General features: G+C 73.1%; 13 protein-coding genes. 11 read left to right on the plus strand and 2 right to left on the minus strand.

Features of this window, described 5'->3' with window-relative positions:
- Window positions 1–5: 5 nt before the first annotated feature.
- The 7 genes from DSM112329_RS10885 to DSM112329_RS10915 all read left to right on the plus strand — a co-directional run bounded on the left by DSM112329_RS10885 (window position 6) and on the right by DSM112329_RS10915 (window position 9,116).
- On the plus strand, window positions 6–1,274 hold the full coding sequence (locus tag DSM112329_RS10885; RefSeq protein WP_354701840.1) for a helix-turn-helix domain-containing protein: 1,269 nt from the start codon (window positions 6–8) through the stop codon (window positions 1,272–1,274).
- 45 nt (window positions 1,275–1,319) lie between these two features.
- Window positions 1,320–3,530 carry an ATP-binding protein gene (locus tag DSM112329_RS10890; protein WP_354701841.1) on the plus strand — a complete coding sequence of 737 codons (2,211 nt, stop codon included), beginning with the start codon at window positions 1,320–1,322 and terminating at the stop codon, window positions 3,528–3,530.
- A 44-nt stretch (window positions 3,531–3,574) separates the two neighbouring features.
- Entirely contained in the window at window positions 3,575–4,648 is a 1,074-nt protein-coding gene (gene gcvT, locus DSM112329_RS10895; RefSeq protein ID WP_354701842.1) for a glycine cleavage system aminomethyltransferase GcvT, read from the plus strand.
- A 33-nt stretch (window positions 4,649–4,681) separates the two neighbouring features.
- On the plus strand, window positions 4,682–5,068 hold the full coding sequence (gene gcvH / locus DSM112329_RS10900) for a glycine cleavage system protein GcvH (RefSeq protein ID WP_354701843.1): 387 nt from the start codon (window positions 4,682–4,684) through the stop codon (window positions 5,066–5,068).
- On the plus strand, window positions 5,069–6,466 hold the full coding sequence (gene gcvPA, locus DSM112329_RS10905; protein ID WP_354701844.1) for an aminomethyl-transferring glycine dehydrogenase subunit GcvPA: 1,398 nt from the start codon (window positions 5,069–5,071) through the stop codon (window positions 6,464–6,466).
- Between the two features lie 98 nt (window positions 6,467–6,564).
- Window positions 6,565–8,052 carry an aminomethyl-transferring glycine dehydrogenase subunit GcvPB gene (gcvPB, locus tag DSM112329_RS10910; RefSeq protein WP_354702471.1) on the plus strand — a complete coding sequence of 496 codons (1,488 nt, stop codon included), beginning with the start codon at window positions 6,565–6,567 and terminating at the stop codon, window positions 8,050–8,052.
- A 71-nt stretch (window positions 8,053–8,123) separates the two neighbouring features.
- Window positions 8,124–9,116, plus strand: a complete 993-nt coding sequence (locus tag DSM112329_RS10915) for a TIGR03617 family F420-dependent LLM class oxidoreductase (protein WP_354701845.1) — start codon at window positions 8,124–8,126, stop codon at window positions 9,114–9,116.
- Between the two features lie 125 nt (window positions 9,117–9,241).
- Here DSM112329_RS10915 and DSM112329_RS10920 read toward each other — a convergent pair whose 3' ends face one another.
- Entirely contained in the window at window positions 9,242–11,560 is a 2,319-nt protein-coding gene (locus DSM112329_RS10920; RefSeq protein WP_354701846.1) for an EAL domain-containing protein, read from the minus strand.
- Window positions 11,561–11,693: 133 nt separating this feature from the next.
- On the opposite strand from DSM112329_RS10920, the gene trpS reads away from it, so the two are divergent.
- The 3 genes from trpS (at window position 11,694) to scpB (ending at window position 14,435) form a co-directional block, all read left to right on the plus strand.
- The gene (gene trpS / locus DSM112329_RS10925) at window positions 11,694–12,701 is read left to right on the plus strand and encodes a tryptophan--tRNA ligase (RefSeq protein ID WP_354701847.1); all 1,008 of its coding nucleotides are present in this window, start codon (window positions 11,694–11,696) and stop codon (window positions 12,699–12,701) included.
- A gap of 139 nt (window positions 12,702–12,840) precedes the next feature.
- Window positions 12,841–13,626: a segregation/condensation protein A gene (locus tag DSM112329_RS10930; RefSeq protein ID WP_354701848.1), complete on the plus strand. Its 786-nt coding sequence runs from the start codon at window positions 12,841–12,843 to the stop codon at window positions 13,624–13,626.
- A gap of 5 nt (window positions 13,627–13,631) precedes the next feature.
- Complete coding sequence (scpB, locus tag DSM112329_RS10935; protein WP_354701849.1) at window positions 13,632–14,435, plus strand: SMC-Scp complex subunit ScpB; 804 nt, start codon at window positions 13,632–13,634, stop codon at window positions 14,433–14,435.
- A gap of 23 nt (window positions 14,436–14,458) precedes the next feature.
- Here scpB and rlmN read toward each other — a convergent pair whose 3' ends face one another.
- Window positions 14,459–15,448 carry a 23S rRNA (adenine(2503)-C(2))-methyltransferase RlmN gene (rlmN, locus tag DSM112329_RS10940; protein WP_354701850.1) on the minus strand — a complete coding sequence of 330 codons (990 nt, stop codon included), beginning with the start codon at window positions 15,446–15,448 and terminating at the stop codon, window positions 14,459–14,461.
- A gap of 40 nt (window positions 15,449–15,488) precedes the next feature.
- On the opposite strand from rlmN, the gene DSM112329_RS10945 reads away from it, so the two are divergent.
- Window positions 15,489–16,196, plus strand: a complete 708-nt coding sequence (locus DSM112329_RS10945; RefSeq protein WP_354701851.1) for a pseudouridine synthase — start codon at window positions 15,489–15,491, stop codon at window positions 16,194–16,196.
- Window positions 16,197–16,217 lie beyond the last annotated feature (21 nt).

Below are 16,217 nucleotides of genomic sequence, written 5' to 3' on the forward strand. Positions count from 1 at the left end.
GGTTCATGAGCTCACGGATGGCGGTCAAGCAGGCCGCGGCCCACGATCATGAGTGGCACGACCGCCTGCGCCGCCAGACCGCGATCGAGCTGCGCCCGTCCCTCGACGAGATGGTCGACCAGTGCGTCGCGTACATCCAGGAGTCGATGCCCGAGCTGAGCCTCGACGAGGAGCTCGCCGAGGGCCTGCAGGAGAGCACCTACGACAACCTCGAGCGGATCTTCGACATGCTGTCCGACGGCGAGTCGCAGGAGGAGAGCAAGGCGCCCCCGGGGGCCATCCGCTACGCCGAGACGATGGTGCGCCGCGGGACACCGCTCGCCAGCCTGCTGCGGGCCTACCGCCTCGGGACGATGTGGACCTGGACGCTGTGGCGGCGGGAGATCATCAAGCGGATCGACGACCCGGACCTGCTGATGGAGGCCGTCGACCACTCGATGTCGTTCGTCTTCGGCTACGTGGACGCGGTCAGCGAGGAGGTCACCGAGGAGTACGCCAAGCAGCGCGAGCAGTGGGCCCGCAGCGCGGCCGCCCTGCGCCACGAGACGGTCGAGGCGGTGCTCAGCGACGAGGCGCTCGACCTCGACGTCGTCGCGGCCCGGCTCGGCTACGACCTGCGCGCCGAGCACGTCGCCTTCATCCTGACCACCCGCGCCGCCGACGACGCCGAGGACGTCGTCGCCCGGCTGGAGTCCCAGGGTCAGGCCCTGGCGACCCGCCTCGGCGCCCGCCGGACCCTGCTCGTCCCCGACGGCCGCACGCGCCTGTGGATGTGGTGCTCGTTCGAGGGCTGCCCCGACGACGAGACCGTCGCCGCCGCCAGTGCGGACCGCACGCTCCTGGACGGCATCGTCGTGACCAGCGGCACCGCGGCCGTCGGCCGCGAGGGCTTCACGACGTCCCACGAGGAGGCGCTCTACGTCAAGGAGCTGCTGCGCGTCGGCGGGCGGCACCAGGGGCACCTGGTCCGCTACGAGAAGGTCGTCGTCGCCTCGCTGCTCGCCGCCGACCTGCCGCGGGCGCGGCGGTTCGTCGCGCAGGAGCTAGGCGCGCTCGCCGACTCCGACGACGCCACCTCGCGCGTTCGCGCGACGGTGACCGTGTTGCTGGAGGAGAGCGGCCGCGGCACGGTCGCCGCCAAGCGACTCGGCATCCACCAGAACACCGTCAGCTACCGCGTCCGGCAGGCTGAGCGCCTGCTCGGGCACCCGCTGTCGGAACGGCGCTACGAGGTCGAGACCGCCCTCCGCCTGCTGCGCGCCATCGAGGGCTGACGTGGGGTCCCGGCCGCCGTCGACCGGCGACCGGCCGACCACCGGATGACCGCGCTGCGCCCCACGATCGTCCGGCGCGGCGGCGTGGCGCTGATGCTCCTGGCGACGATCGCCGGTGCGCTGCTCGCGCAGCACGCCGTCGACGATCGTCAGCACGCGCGCTTCGACTCGGAGGTCCGGCGGCTCGACACCGCGATCAGCGAGCGGATGCGGGCGTACGTCCAGGTCCTGAGGGGCTGCGCCGGGCTGTTCTCCGCGTCCGACGCCGTGACGCTGAGCGACTGGCGCCGCTACGTCGGCGGCCTGCGGCTGTCGGAGCGCTACCCCGGGTTCAAGACCCTCGCGTTCGCGCCCGAGGTCTCCGCGAGCGGGCTGCCGGCGTTCCTGCGCGACGTCCGCGCGCGTCCGACGCCGCCCGGCACGATCGCGGTGCGCGAGCCGCGCCGGTACGTGCTGCAGACCCCGACGCGCTCGTCGGGAGCGCCGGGGTTCCACGCGCCGATCCTGTACGTCGCGCCCTACCTGCCGGCGAACCAGATCGCCCTCGGCACCGACCTGCCGCGCGAGCCGCTGCGGCGCGCGGCGATGCTGCGCTCCCGGCGGGCGGGCACGGCCATCATCACCGCGCCGCTGCGGCTGGTCGGCAGCGACACGCGGTCGACTAGCTTCATCGCCTTCCTGGCCGTGCGGGACAAGTCCGGGCGCAAGGGCTGGGTGACCGCGGCGTTCATCGCGCAGGACTTCCTCGCCGGCGTCCGCAGCGGGGCGTCGGCGTCGCCGCTGCGGTTCGCCGTCGAGGACGCGGTGACCGGCGACCTGATCGCGTCGACCGACGGCGTGGCCGCCGCCTCCCAGTCGCCGCGGCCGCTGGCGTCCGTGGAGGACGCGGCGTTCACCCGGACGACGACCGTCGGTGTCCCCGGGCGGTCCTGGCGCGTGCGCTACGTGGCCCCCGACGGCTTCGTCCCGTCCGCGAGCCGGCTCGCCCCGGTGGGTGTCCTGGCCGGCGGCCTGCTGCTCTCGCTGCTGTACGTCTTCCTGTCGAGGCAGACGGTCATGCTCGCCCGGGCCCGGGAGGACGCCGAGGCGGCGACCCGGGCGAAGTCCGCGTTCCTGGCCACGATGTCGCACGAGATCCGGACGCCGATGAACGCCGTCATCGGGATGAGCAGCGTGCTCATGGACACCGAGCTCACCGCCGAGCAGTCCGAGCCGGCGGCCGTCATCCGCAGCAGCGCCGAGCACCTGCTGCACCTCATCAACGACATCCTCGACTACTCGAAGATCGAGGCCGGCGGGATCGAGCTCGAGCGCGCGCCCTACGCCGTGCGCGACTGCGTGCTCTCCGCCGTGCAGCTCGTCGCCGGGGACGCACAGCAGCGGTCGATCCGGCTCACGCACGCGGTCGCCGCCGACGTCCCGCCGTGGCTCGAGGGCGACGTCAGCCGCCTGCGGCAGATCCTGCTCAACCTCCTGTCCAACGCGGTGAAGTTCACCCCGGAGGGCGGGGCGGTCACGCTCGAGGTCACGACGTCGAGCTCGGCGGACGGCCGGCTGCAGCTGAGCCTCGAGGTCCGCGACACCGGGATCGGGCTGTCCGCCGGGGAGCAGTCGCGGCTGTTCACGCCCTTCGCGCAGGCGGACGCGTCGATCAGCCGGCGCTACGGGGGCACCGGCCTGGGCCTCTCGATCGTCGGCCGCCTGGTGGCCGTGATGGGCGGGACCGTCGCCGTGCACAGCGAACCGGGGGAGGGGGCGACCTTCCGCGTCACGGTGCCTGCCGCCGTCGTCCCCGCTCCGCCGCCGGCGGAGCCTGCCCCCGTGCACGTCCCCGCCGCCATCGGCGCGGCGCACCCGCTGCGGATCCTCGTCGCCGAGGACCACTCGGTGAACCAGATCGTGGCCCGCCGGCTGTTCGCCCGCATCGGCTACACCGTCGACATCGTCGGCAACGGGGAGGAGGCGGTCGCCGCCGTCGAGCGCCAGCCCTACGACGTGGTGTTCCTCGACGTGCAGATGCCGGTGATGGACGGCCTGACCGCCGCCCGGGTCCTGGTCGAGCGCTGGCCCGAGGGCGAGCGGCCGCACCTCGTCGCCATGACGGCCGGCGCCTGGGAGGAGGACCGGGCCGCCGCGCGGGCGGCGGGCATGGGGGACTTCGTGCCCAAACCGGTGACGATGGACGTCCTGGGCGCCGTGCTCGCACACTGCGGGCGGGTGACCCGCAGAGCGGCGGTCGCCGCACCGGACGGCTGACGGGCCGGGACGCGGCCCCGGCCAGTGCTAAGTTGCGCCACACCTTGGCCGCCACCGAGAACCCGTCCCTCAAACGCACCCCGCTCTTCGAGCAGCACGTCGAGTCCGGGGGCAAGATCGTCGACTTCGCGGGCTGGGAGATGCCCGTGCAGTACGCGGGAATCAAGGAGGAGCACGTCGCCGTCCGCACCGGCGTGGGCGTCTTCGACGTCTCGCACATGGGCGAGATCGAGACGTTCGGGCCCGACGCCGAGGCGTTCCTGCAGCGGATCCTGTCCAACGACGTCACGAAGCTCGAGATCGGCGGCGCGCAGTACAGCGTCCTGTGCCGCGAGGATGGCGGCGTCCTGGACGACCTCTTCACCTACCGCGTCGCGGCCGACCGCTACCTGACGGTCACCAACGCCTCGAACCACCCGAAGGACCTCGCCTGGTTCCGCAGGCAGGCGGCCGGGTTCGACGTCGCGGTGGTCGACTCCGCGGAGGCGACCGCGATGCTCGCCGTCCAGGGCCCCCTCGCCCGCGAGGCCGTCCAGGCGCTCAGCGACCAGCCGCTGCCCTCCAAGCTCCGCAGCGGCCGGCGCCGCATCGACGGCCTCGACATGCTCGTCGCGGGGACGGGCTACACCGGCGAGGACGGCGTCGAGCTCATCATGTACGCCGAGCACGCGCCGATCGTGTGGGACTCGCTGCTGCGCCGCGGGGCCAAGCCGATCGGCCTCGCCGCGCGCGACACCCTGCGCCTGGAGGTCTGCTACCACCTCTACGGCAACGACCTGATGGAGTCCCGCGGCCCGATCGAGGCCGGGCTCGGCTGGGCGTGCAAGGAGGACACCGGATACGTCGGGGCGGAGGCTCACGCCGCGACCCGTGCGGCCGGACCGTCCGAGAAGCTCGTCCCGTTCAAGATCGACGGCCCCGGCATCGCCCGTCAGGGCAATCCGGTGGTCGGCGGCGGCGAGGTCACGAGCGGGACGCTGTCCCCGAGCCTCGGCGTGGGCATCGGGATGGCCTACGTCCCCGCTGCATCCGCCACGGTCGGCACCGCCCTGCAGATCGACGTGCGCGGCAAGACGCGCGACGCGACCGTCGCCGCCAAGCCGCTGTACCAGCGTTAGTTCCACACCCGCCGCTTCAAGAGGAGAACGACCATGGCCGACGCCAGCTACCCCGACGACCTGATCTACCACCCCGACCACGACTGGGCCCGGATCGATGGCGACGTCGCGACCTTCGGGATCACGTGGTTCGCGCAGGACGCCCTCGGCGAGGTCGTCTTCTTCGACCCGCCGGCCGTCGGGACCACGGTCACCAAGGACGAGCCGTACGCCGAGGTGGAGTCCGTCAAGGCCGTCTCCGACGTCATCGCGCCGCTTTCAGGTGAAATTGTCGAGGTCAACGAGGGCCTGGGCGAAAACCCCGAGGCGATCAACGACGACTCCTACGGCGAGGGCTGGATGGTCAAGGTCAAGCTGAGCGATCCGAGCGAGACCGGCGTACTCCTGGACAGTGCCACCTACCAGGGAAGTCTGACCTAGATGAGCCGCTACACCACGACCACCGACGCCGACCTGCAGGAGATGCTGCAGACGATCGGCGTCGGCAGCCTCGACGAGATCTTCGACCGGCAGATCCCGGCCGGGGTGAGGTTGCGGGAGCGGCTCGACATCCCCGAAGGACTGCCCGAGCAGGACGTCTACGCGCATCTGCGCGAGCTGGCGGCCAACAACACCAGCGCCGAGGACGAGATCACGTTCCTCGGGGCCGGGATGTACGACCACTACGTGCCCGCGGTCATCGACATGCTGATGTCGCGCTCGGAGTTCCTCACGCCGTACACGCCCTACCAGCCGGAGATCTCCCAGGGTGGCCTGCAGGTGATGTTCGAGTACCAGACGACGATCAGCGAGCTGACCGGCCTGCCGGTCTCCAATGCGTCCGTCTACGAGGGCCCCAGCGCCGTCGCGGCCGCCGGGTACCTCGCCAAGCTCGCGAACGGCAAGACGCGGTACGTCGCGTCGGCCGGCCTGCATCCGCACTCGCTGCAGACCCTCAAGACCTACGCCCACGGCTACGACATCGAGGTCGTCGTCGTCCCGCTGAAGGACGGCGTGACCGACGCGGACGCCTGGGCCGCCGCGATCGACGGCGAGACCAGCGCCGTCTTCTTCGCGCAGCCGAACGTGCTGGGCGCGGTCGAGGATGCGTCGGCGCTGAGCGCCGCTGCCAAGAACTCGCCCGCGGTCGTCATCGCCCAGGTGGACCCGATCACGCTCGGCGTGCTCGCGCCCCCCGGCGAGTGCGGGGTCGACGTCGCGGTCGGCGAGGGCCAGGCCCTGGGCAACCGCCTGGACTTCGGCGGGCCGTCGTTCGGCTTCTTCGCCGCCACCACCGCCTACCTGCGCCGCATGCCCGGCCGCATCGCGGGGGAGACGAAGGACGTCGACGGCCGCCGCGGCTTCGTCCTCACGCTGCAGACCCGCGAGCAGCACATCCGCCGGGAGAAGGCGACGTCGAACATCTGCACCGCGCAGGCGCTGAACGCGCTCGGCGGGGTCGTCTACCTGGCCTGGCTCGGCAAGCAGGGCTTCCAGGAGCTGGGCGAGCTGCTGCTGCAGCGCACGCACTACACCCGTGAGGCGCTCGCGGCGCTCGACGGCGTGTCCAAGCTGCACGAGCAGCCGGTCGTCCGCGAGTTCGCGGTCACGCTGGACGTCCCGTCCGTCGCCGCCGTCATCGACCGCTGCCAGGACGCTGGGGTGCACCCGGGCGCGGACCTCGAAGCCCTGACCGGCGACCCGGCCCACCGCGGCGGGCTGCTCGTCGCCCTGACCGAGCAGCGCTCGCGCCGGGACATCGACAAGCTCGTCGAGGTGCTCGGCGCCGCGGTCACCGCGGAGCGAGCCGCCGGCGCGCCTGAGGAGGTGGCGGCATGAACAAGCCGATCGCCGACAACGTCCTGCACGGGGACCCGGGCATCGAGGCCCACACGCCCCATCACGAGCTGCCGATCGACGCCACCGGCGGCACGCCGATGCAGCGCACCGAGGTCCGGACCATCTTCGAGAAGGGCGCGCCCGGCCGCCGGGCGTTCTCCTGTCCGAAGGTCGATGTCCCGATGGTCGAGGGCCTCCTGCCCGGCGCGTACCGGCGCAAGCAGCCCGCCCGGCTGCCGGAGATCAGCGAGCCCGAGCTGGTCCGCCACTACGTGAACCTGTCGAAGCGCAACTTCGACCTGGACTCGGGCTTCTACCCGCTCGGCTCCTGCACGATGAAGCACAACCCGCGGCTGCACGAGCGCGTTGCGGGCCTGCCCGGCCACGCGCGCCTGCATCCGCTGCAGACCCCGAAGCGAGCCCAGGGTGCCCTGGAGCTGATGTACAACCTCGAGCGGGCGCTGGGCGCGGTCGCCGGCCTGCCGCACGTCGCACTGCAGCCGTCCGCGGGCTCCCACGGCGAGCTCCTGGGGGTCCTGCTGACCCGCGCCTACCACGAGGACCGCGGCGAGCACCGGCGCAAGGTCCTGACGCCCGACACGGCGCACGGGACCAACCCGGCGACCGTGACGATGGCCGGCTACGAGGTCGTGAAGGTCGGCACGAACGCCGACGGCGGCGTGGACATCGAGGACCTGAAGGCAAAGGCGACGACGGACGTCGCCTGCCTGATGCTCACGAACCCGAACACGCTCGGCGTCTTCGACCCGCAGATCGAGGAGATCGCCTCGATCGTCCACGGCGTGGGGGCGACGCTCTACTACGACGGCGCGAACCTGAACGCGGTCATGGGCATCTCGCGGCCGGGCGACATGGGCTTCGACATCGTCCACTACAACCTGCACAAGTCGTTCACGCAGCCGCACGGCGGCGGCGGCCCGGGGTCCGGCCCGATCGCGGTGTCCGACCGCATCGCGCCGTACCTGACCGTGCCGGTGATCGAGAAGCAGGACGACGGGTCGTTCACGCTGGAGTCCTCGCCCGGCGAGGGCCGTCCGGGGTCCAAGTCGATCGGCCGGCTGCGCGGGTTCCAGGGCAACTACGGCTGCTTCGTGCGCTCCTACGCGTACATCTGCTCGCTCGGCGCCGAGGGGCTGAAGGACGCCTCGGAGACCGCGGTCCTGAACGCGAACTACCTGCTTGCGAAGTTGCGGGCGCTCGGCGTGGCGGACAGCCTGCCGCTCGCCTTCGGCGACCTGTGCATGCACGAGTTCGTCCTGTCGGGCGCGCCGATGAAGAAGGACCTCGGGATCCGGACGCTCGATCTGGCCAAGCGGCTGCTGGACCACGGCTTCCACCCGCCGACGGTCTACTTCCCGCTGCTGGTCGACGAGGCGTTCCTGATCGAGCCGACCGAGACCGAGACGAAGGAGACGCTCGACGCCTTCGCCGAGGCGATCGCCGCCATCCTGGCCGAGGCGAAGGTCGACCCGCTCATCGCCCAGAACGCGCCGTACACGACGCCGGTCCGCCGCCTCGACGAGGCCGCGGCCGCGAAGAACCCGGTGATCCGCCAGCCGCTGTAGCCGCCCTCGCGCGGCCAGGTCGCTCGTCCTGAGTGACCTCGCCGCGCGGGTCCGCGTGGGATGCTGCGGCGGTGCTCGTCGACCTGACCCTCCGCGCGCTGCCGCTCACCGATGTCGCTGTCGCGGCGTCCCGGGCGGAGGCGCTCGGGTTCGACGGCGTGGGCGTCACGGAGTCCACGGGCAACCCGTTCCTGGCGGCCGCGCAGGTGGCGACCGCGACGTCCCGGCCGCGGGTGTCGACCGGCATCGCGCTGGCGCTGCCGCGCACGCCGATGGACCTCGCGTACACCGCCTGGGACCTGCAGGCGCTCAGCGGCGGGCGCTTCGCGCTCGGCCTGGGATCGCAGGTCCGCGCCCACGTCGAGCGGCGCTACGGCGCCGAGTGGACCCGTCCCGCCGCCCGGATGCGCGAGCAGGTCCTGGCGCTGCGGGCGATCTTCGACGCGTGGGAGTCCGGCGGTCCGCTGTCGTTCGAGGGCGAGTTCTGGACCCACACGCTGATGCCGCCGAACTTCCGGCCGCACCCGCACGGCTTCGGTCGCCCCCCGGTCCTGCTGGCCGCGGTGCGGGAGCGGATGCTGGAGGTCGTGGGGGAGGTCGCCGACGGCCTGCTGGGCCACTCGCTGCAGACCGCCGACGGTCTGCGGGAGATCACGCTGCCCGCCCTGGAGCGCGGGCTCGAGCGCGCCGGGCGCTCCAGGGAGGACCTCGAGATCACGGCGGCCGTCTTCGTCGCCTCGGACGACGCCGGCTGGGAGGGCATCCGCCGCCGCGTCGCCTTCTACGGCTCGACGCCGGGCTACCGGCAGGTCCTCGACCTGCACGGCCTGGGTGGCCTGCACGAGCAGCTCCACGCGCTCTCGCGCAGCGGCGGGTGGGACGCGATGGCGGGCCTGGTGGACGACGACGCGCTGGCGCTGTTCGCGGTGCGGGGGACGGATCCGGCGGCGGTCGCGGCCGAGATCCGCGCCCGGGTGGGCGGGATCGCAGACCGGGTGGCCCTGATCGGCGAGTCTCCGGACCTGGCGCTCTGGTCCCGGATCGCCACGTCCCTCCGGAGCTGACCCCGGGTTCCGCCACCGCGGCGGTGGTCAACGTCCGGACGACGCCGACCACCTACAGCTGACCCCGGGTTCCGCCACCGCGGCGGTGGTGAAAGTCCGGACGAGGCCTGCCCTCGGCGGCGCCCTCAGGCCGCCTGTGCGGACCCGGCCCCGGCCCCGGCTCCGACCGGCACCTCGACGCCGTCCTCAGCCGCGGACTCGACGACGACCGGCAGCGCCGTCGCCGCCGCCACCGTGTTCGGCGGCGCGCTGACGCCCCACGTCGCCGCCAGCAGCAGCGGGTCCGCCGCCGCGTCGGGCAGCGTGCGCCGCGCCCGCCGCTCGCGGGCGACCGGATCGCGCCACGCGCGGACCAGCGCCGGCGTCCGCCGGGCCAGGTCGATCGCGACGAACACGACGGTCAGGACGATCATGAACAGCGTGAACGCGGGCGCGTAGCCATGCTGCCACTCGCAGAAGACCAGGCCCTCGCCGGACGCCGGGCAGGCGCTCGCGGCCGGCATCTGCACCGGCAGCGCCACTGCCGCGCCGGCGATGGCACCCGCCGCGAGACTGCCGCCACGGATCGCCTGCTCGCGCCGGGTGAGCCGCACGCGCCGCGGTCGCCGGACCGGGCGCTCCTGGGCGACGACGTCCTCCGCCCACGCGAGCCACGCCCCCGCGGCCTCGGCGGGCAGCGGCTCGCAGAACAGGAAGCCCTGCACCAGGTCGACGTTCTCACCCTGGACGAACCGCAGCTGCTCGGTCGTCTCCACGCCCTCGGCGACGACCTCCAGGTCCAGCTGGTGGGCGATCGCGACGATCGCGCGGACGACCTCGGCGGCGTCGTGATCGTCGGCGGCACGTCGCACGAACGCACCGTCCACCTTGATCACGTCGACCGCGAACCGGGTCAGGTAGCCCAGCGACGAGTAGCCCGTCCCGAAGTCGTCGATCGCGACCCGCACGCCCAGGGCGCGCAGCCGGCGCAGCATCTTCGCGGTGCCCTCGGGGTCGGCGAACATCGACTCGGTCAGCTCGAGCTCGAGACGGTCTGCGGAGACCCCGCTCTCCGCGAGCGCGTCCGCGACGCGGGCGGGCAGCTCCGGCGAGCACAGCTCCCGCGCCGACAGGTTGACCGCGACGCGCACCGGCGCCAGGCCGCGGTCGTCCCACTCCCGCAGCTGGCGGCATGCCTCGCTGAGCGCGAAGGCCCCGATCTCCTCGATCGCTCCCGTCTCCTCGGCCAGCGGGATGAACTCCGCCGGCGGCAGGAACCGCGCGCTGCCGTCCGCGGTCGGCAGCTTCCACCGCACGAGCGCCTCGACGACCGGGATCGTGTCGTCCCCGAGCCGGACGATCGGCTGGTAGTGCAGGACGAGCTCACCGCGCGCGATCGCCGCACGCAGCCGGCGGGCGAACCCGCGGCGCGGTCCCGGGGCGGGCGTGGGATCGACGGCCGCCGCCGGGGGCGTCGTCGCGGCCACGGCCTCGGCGACCGTCATCGGCCGGATCTGGGAGACGGCCTCGCGGATACGCGGGCCGCCGCGGTGCGTCCCGGAGCCCGGGCCGGCACGCCGGTCGTCCGTCTCACGGGCGGCCGCGACCGCGATGGCGGTCGTCTCCGCCCGGACCGCCGTCGCGCGATCGACGGGGACGGCGACCTGTGGCGCGCTGCGACGCACCGCCACCTCGGCGGTCGGCGCGTCCACCGGCGCGAGGACCCAGCCGCAGGTGGCCGTCAGCGCGACGCGCTCCCCGCCGACCCGCACGGGCCGCTCCAGCGCCTGCACGAGCTCCTGCGCCAGGCCACGCGCCTCGGCCTCGTGGCCGGTGTCGGTTGCGAGGATGCCGTGACGCCCGTCGCCCAGGTCCAGCAGCACGTCGCCCGCGGCCAGCCGGCCCTCGAGGCGCTCGTGGACCGCGGCGACCAGCGTCGCGCGCTCCGCCGCCGACCAGTCGCGGGTGACGGAGTCCCGGCCGGAGACGTGCAGCTGCAGGACGGTGACGTCGACCGCCGCCTTGCGGGCGCTGCGCAGCGCGTCGCGGGTCGCGGACTCGAAGCCCGCGGCGGCGATCGCCCCCACGACCACCACGGCGAGGTCGTCCGCCCCGGTGGAGGACCCGTCGACGACCGCGGACACGCCATGGCCCATGGCCTGCCGGCGCAGCTCGTCCGTCGGCGCGTCGGCCCAGACCAGCAGCGGAGTGCCGCCCGCGAGGATCCGCACGGAGTCGAGCAGCTCGAGCCCGCGGGGTTCCCCGGGCTCGACGCAGACGAACACGACGGCGAACGACTCGGCCTGCAGGACGTCGAGGGCGGCGGCGCCGGAGCCTGCGCAGACGACGTCGGCCACGGTGCGGGCGTACGGCTCGCCGCCGGCAGTGAGCAGGGCGGTGATGTGGCGGGCGGTGGCGGGGTCCTCGGCCACCAGCAGCGCGCGCGTCTCCTGGAGCTGGCGCATCGTGTTCATCCTTGATCGTGGGTCACGACGCCGTCCGTGGCGTCGAACCGGTCATCGGCCCGCCCGCGCCGTCCTTGAGCCGCGTCCGCCGGACGGGCGCCGTCACCGTGCTGTCGCTACCGTCCGGGGCCGTATGACGAGGATCTTCAGCGGCATCCAGCCCACCGGCCGCAAGCACCTGGGCAACTACATCGGGGCCATCCAGCAGTACGTCGCCGGGCAGGACCGCGGCGAGGCGATCTACTGCATCGTGGACCTGCACGCGGTCACGGTCGCCTACGAGCCGGCGGAGCTGCGCCGCCGGGTGCTAGACACGACCGCGCTGCTGCTGGCGTCCGGCGTCGACCCGGCCCGCTGCGTCCTGTTCCGCCAGAGCGACGTGCGCGAGCACTCCGAGCTGACGTGGCTGCTGACGTCGGTGACGGCGGTCGGCGAGCTGAACCGCATGCACCAGTTCAAGTCCAAGTCGGCGGCCCAGCGCGAGCTGGTCGGGGCGGGCATCCTCTTCTACCCGGTGCTGCAGGCGGCCGACGTCCTCGCCTACCGGGCGGACGAGGTCCCGGTCGGGGAGGACCAGCGCGAGCACATCGAGCTCATGCGCGAGTGCGCCCGCCGCTACAACGCGCGCTTCGTCCCGGACGGCGGGACGACCGGCCTGGTCGTCCCCGAGCACCGCATCCCGGCGGTCGGCGCGCGGATCATGGACCTGCAGGAGCCGACGCGGAAGATGTCGACCTCGATCGGCGGCGACGAAGGCAGGATCTACGTGCTGGACGAGCCCGCGGCGATCCTCAAGAAGTGCAAGCGCGCGGTGACCGACTCGGAGAACGAGATCCGCGTGGGGCCGGACAAGCCGGGGGTGACGAACCTCGTGGACATCCTCGCCGCAGCGCGCGGGACCAGCGTCGAAGCGGCGCTCGCGACCCTGGCCGACGCGCGCGGCTACGGGGACCTGAAGGTGGCGGTCGCCGAGGCGGTGACCGACATGCTCGGGCCGGTCCGCGAGCGCTACGAGGCGCTCAGGGCCGACGAGGACGCGATCGAGGCGGCGCTCGCCGCCGGCGCCGCGAAGGCCCGTGAGATCGCGGCCGTGACGCTGCACGACGTGCGCACGGCGATGGGCGTCGGACCCCTGAGCTGACCGCCGCGACATCGCCGCAAGCCCGCACCGAGCGTGGTTTTCCCGCGCACCGCCATGCCCGCAAAATGCGGGGAAACCAGGCGTCATGCGGCTTTGTGGATGGTGAAGCCGACCGACGCGGCCTCTAGCTTTGGCGTCGATGGCGCGCATCATCGAAGAGCTCGAGCTCGACCTGGAGGTCTTCTCCGGGCCGTTCGACCTGCTGCTGACCCTCGTCCTGCGCGAGGAGGTCGACCTGCTCGAGGTCGAGCTGGCGGACGTCGTCGTCAGCTACATGGACTTCCTGCAGGAACGCGGCGAGCTGGACCTGGAGATCGCCACCGAGTTCCTGGTCCTCATCGCGGCGCTGCTGGAGCTGAAGTCCCGGCTGATGCTCCCGCGGGCCGAGGAGGAGCTGCTCGAGGACATCTCCCCGGGGGAGGCCGCCGAGGAGCTCCTGGCGCGTCTGATCGAGGCCAAGCGCTACCGCCAGGCCGCCGACCACCTCGCGGAGCGCCTCGCCGGCGAGCACGGCTACCGCTACCGCAGCGCGCCGCTGCCGGCGTTCCTGAAGAAGGTCACCTACGACGAGAACCCGGCCAAGGTCTACGAGCCGGCGCAGCTGGGCGCCGCGCTCGGCGGGCTCCTGCGGATGCCCGAGGCGGTCAGGCTCGATCACCTCACGATCCCGAGGGTGAGCGTCGCCGAGCGCCTCTCGCACCTGCGGTCGCTGCTGCGACGCGGGGCCTGCACGTTCTCGGACGCCGTCAAGGACGCCGACCGCGTGACCGTCTGCGTGACGCTGTTCGCGCTGCTGGAGCTCTACAAGCAGGGCGAAGCGACCTGGATCCAGGACGAGCCGTTCGGGGAGATCGCCATCACCGCCGCGACGCCGCGCCCGCCGGCGTCCCCGTTCGGGACCGTCGAGAAGGCCGCGACCGCGTGAGCGCCGTGACCGACGCGCCTCAGGTCGCGCTCGACGAGCTCGCCCGCACCGTGGAGGCGCTGCTGTTCGTGTCCCCCGAGCCGGTGGCCGGCAAGGACCTGATGGAGGCGTGCGGGTGTTCCGGCGAGGAGCTCGACGTGGCCCTCGGCCAGCTCCGCGAGGCGTACCTGCCGGGGCGCCGCGGCATGGAGCTGAAGGAGGTCGCCGGGGGCCTGACGTTCGCGACGTCCCCCGAGGCCGAGGATGCCGCCCGGCGGCTGCTGGCCAAGCCGCGCACCCCGCCGCTGACCCCCGCCCAGGCCGAGACGCTGTCGATCGTCGCCTACCTGCAGCCCGTCTCCCGCCCGGAGATCACCCGGATCCGCGGCGTCAGCGCGGACTCGGCGTCCGGCACGCTGCTCGAGCGGGGCCTGATCGAGGAGGCCGGCCGGTCGCAGTTCGGCGCGATCCTCTACCGCACGACCGCGCTGTTCCTGAAGCTGTTCGGGCTCGCGTCCATCAAGGACCTGCCCGAGGTGACCCAGTGGGACCCGACCCCCGAGGAGGCCGCCGAGCTGCGCGACCGCCTGCTGCGTGCCGGCGAGGCCCGCTCGGGGACGGCGCCCGCGCCCGTCCAGCCGCCCGGTGTCGTCGTCGAGCCGCCGCTGTCGGACCTGGCGGCCGGGGGCGGCAAGGCCGAGCGGGACGATGACGACGCGCCACTACCCGCGCCGACCCCGCTCCATGGGACGCCGCGCGAGCGGCCGCCTGTGCCGCCGGGCCCGGCGCCGTTCGGGGGGCCGCGCCTCGTGCCACCGCGCGAGGACTGACGGCCGACCACGCTGCCGCCGGCTCAGGCGGCCGCGGCCTTCACGGCCAGCTGCCCGCACGCGGCGTCGATGTCCTGCCCGCGCGTCAGGCGGATCGTGGCGCGAACTCCCCGCGCCTCGAGCACGTCGCGGAAGGCCGCGATCGTGTCCCGCGCCGACCCGTCGTAGATCGAGTCCGTCGGGTTGTAGGGGATCAGGTTGACCTTGTAGATGACCGGGTCCAGCACCGCCGCCAGCTCCTCGGCGTGGTGCGGCTGGTCGTTGATCCCGTCGAGCATCACGTACTCGACGAAGACCTGGCGCTTCTTCACCGAGTAGAAGCGCTCGCACGCGGCCAGGACGTCCGCCAGCGGATAGCGGTCGTTCACCGGCATGATCGCGCTGCGCAGATCCTCGTCGGCTGCGTGCAGGGAGAGCGCGAGGCGGATCGGCATGTCGGTCTGCGTCAGCCGGTCGATGCCGGGGATCCAGCCGACCGTCGAGATCGCGGTGCGGCGGTGCGTCACGCCGAGGTCGGGCAGCAGCCTGCTCGCGGCCAGCACGTGGTCGAGGTTCATCATCGGCTCGCCCATGCCCATGAAGATCACGTTCGTGATGTCCGTCTGGCGGCGGAAGTAGAGCGCCTGGTCGAGGATCTCGCCGGCGGTCAGGTTGCGCGCGAACTTCATGCGGCCCGTCGCGCAGAAGGTGCACGTCAGCGCGCAGCCGACCTGCGAGGACAGGCAGACGGAGCCGCGCCCGTCCTTGTAGCGCATGAGGACGGTCTCGATCTTGCGGTTGTCGTGCGTGCTGAGCAGGACCTTCAGCGTGCCGTCCTTGGAGCGCGTCTCGCGCTCGACCGTCAGCGTGCTGAAGGGCACCCGCTCGGCCAGCTCACCGCGCAGCGCCGCCGGCAGGTCGGTCATCTCGTCGTAGCCGGCAGCCCCGCGGGCGGCCCACGACCAGACCTGGCGTGCGCGGAACTTCGGCTGGCCGAGGTCGGCGAGCGTCGTGTCGAGCAGCGCGAGGTCCACGGCCACATCGTACGACGACGACGTAGAGTCCCTGGCCTCCATGCGCCTCGCCAAGCACCTCGCCCACGCCGGCGTCGCCTCCCGCCGAGCCGCCGAGGTCCTGATCCGGGACGGCCGCATCAGCATCGACGGCAAGATCGTCACCGACCCCGCGCGGGACGTCGACGGCACCGAGCGGATCGCCTTCGACGACGAGCTCCTGAACCCGCTCACGGGCAAGCGCGTCGTCTACGCCGTGCACAAACCCGCCGGCGTGGTGTCCACCGCGCACGACACGCACGGCCGCGCGAAGGTCACCGACCTCGTCGACAGCGACCACCGCCTGTACCCCGTCGGGCGCCTCGACGCCGACTCCACCGGGCTGATCCTCCTGACCGACGACGGCGACCTCGCCCACCGGCTGACGCACCCGTCGTTCGAGGTCCCCAAGACCTACCGCGTCAAGGTCCGCGAGCTGCCCGTGTCCGAGGGCTCGCTGCGGCGGATGCGCGAGGGGCTGCAGCTGGAGGACGGCCGCACGGCGCCCGCGGGCGTCCGCCAGAGCCGCCCGGGCATCCTCGAGATCACGATCCACGAGGGCAAGAAGCACCAGGTCAAGCGCATGTGCGAGGCGATCGGGCACCCGGTCGTCACCCTGACGCGGATCGCCATCGGGCCGCTGCGGCTCGGTGACCTGGCGGTGGGCGGCGTCCGGCGCCTGTCGGCGGCCGAGGTCCAGCGACTGCGGGACGCTGCCGGACCCGAGTGAGCCGCTGCGGCTGGTCCCGGT

The sequence above is a fragment of the Paraconexibacter sp. AEG42_29 genome, from assembly GCF_040581415.1.
GTDB lineage: Bacteria > Actinomycetota > Thermoleophilia > Solirubrobacterales > Solirubrobacteraceae > Paraconexibacter.

Excerpts from the sequence above, each read along its gene's own strand:
- gcvPA (WP_354701844.1), top strand. The coding sequence starts at position 5,069 with ATGAGCCGCTACACCACGACCACCGACGCCGACCTGCAGGAGATGCTG.
- DSM112329_RS10945 (WP_354701851.1), top strand. The coding sequence starts at position 15,489 with ATGCGCCTCGCCAAGCACCTCGCCCACGCCGGCGTCGCCTCCCGCCGA.
- gcvH (WP_354701843.1), top strand. The coding sequence starts at position 4,682 with ATGGCCGACGCCAGCTACCCCGACGACCTGATCTACCACCCCGACCAC.
- trpS (WP_354701847.1), top strand. The coding sequence starts at position 11,694 with ATGACGAGGATCTTCAGCGGCATCCAGCCCACCGGCCGCAAGCACCTG.
- DSM112329_RS10885 (WP_354701840.1), top strand. The coding sequence starts at position 6 with ATGAGCTCACGGATGGCGGTCAAGCAGGCCGCGGCCCACGATCATGAG.
- DSM112329_RS10930 (WP_354701848.1), top strand. The coding sequence starts at position 12,841 with ATGGCGCGCATCATCGAAGAGCTCGAGCTCGACCTGGAGGTCTTCTCC.
- gcvPB (WP_354702471.1), top strand. The coding sequence starts at position 6,565 with ATGCAGCGCACCGAGGTCCGGACCATCTTCGAGAAGGGCGCGCCCGGC.
- DSM112329_RS10920 (WP_354701846.1), bottom strand. The coding sequence starts at position 11,560 with ATGCGCCAGCTCCAGGAGACGCGCGCGCTGCTGGTGGCCGAGGACCCC.
- DSM112329_RS10890 (WP_354701841.1), top strand. The coding sequence starts at position 1,320 with ATGACCGCGCTGCGCCCCACGATCGTCCGGCGCGGCGGCGTGGCGCTG.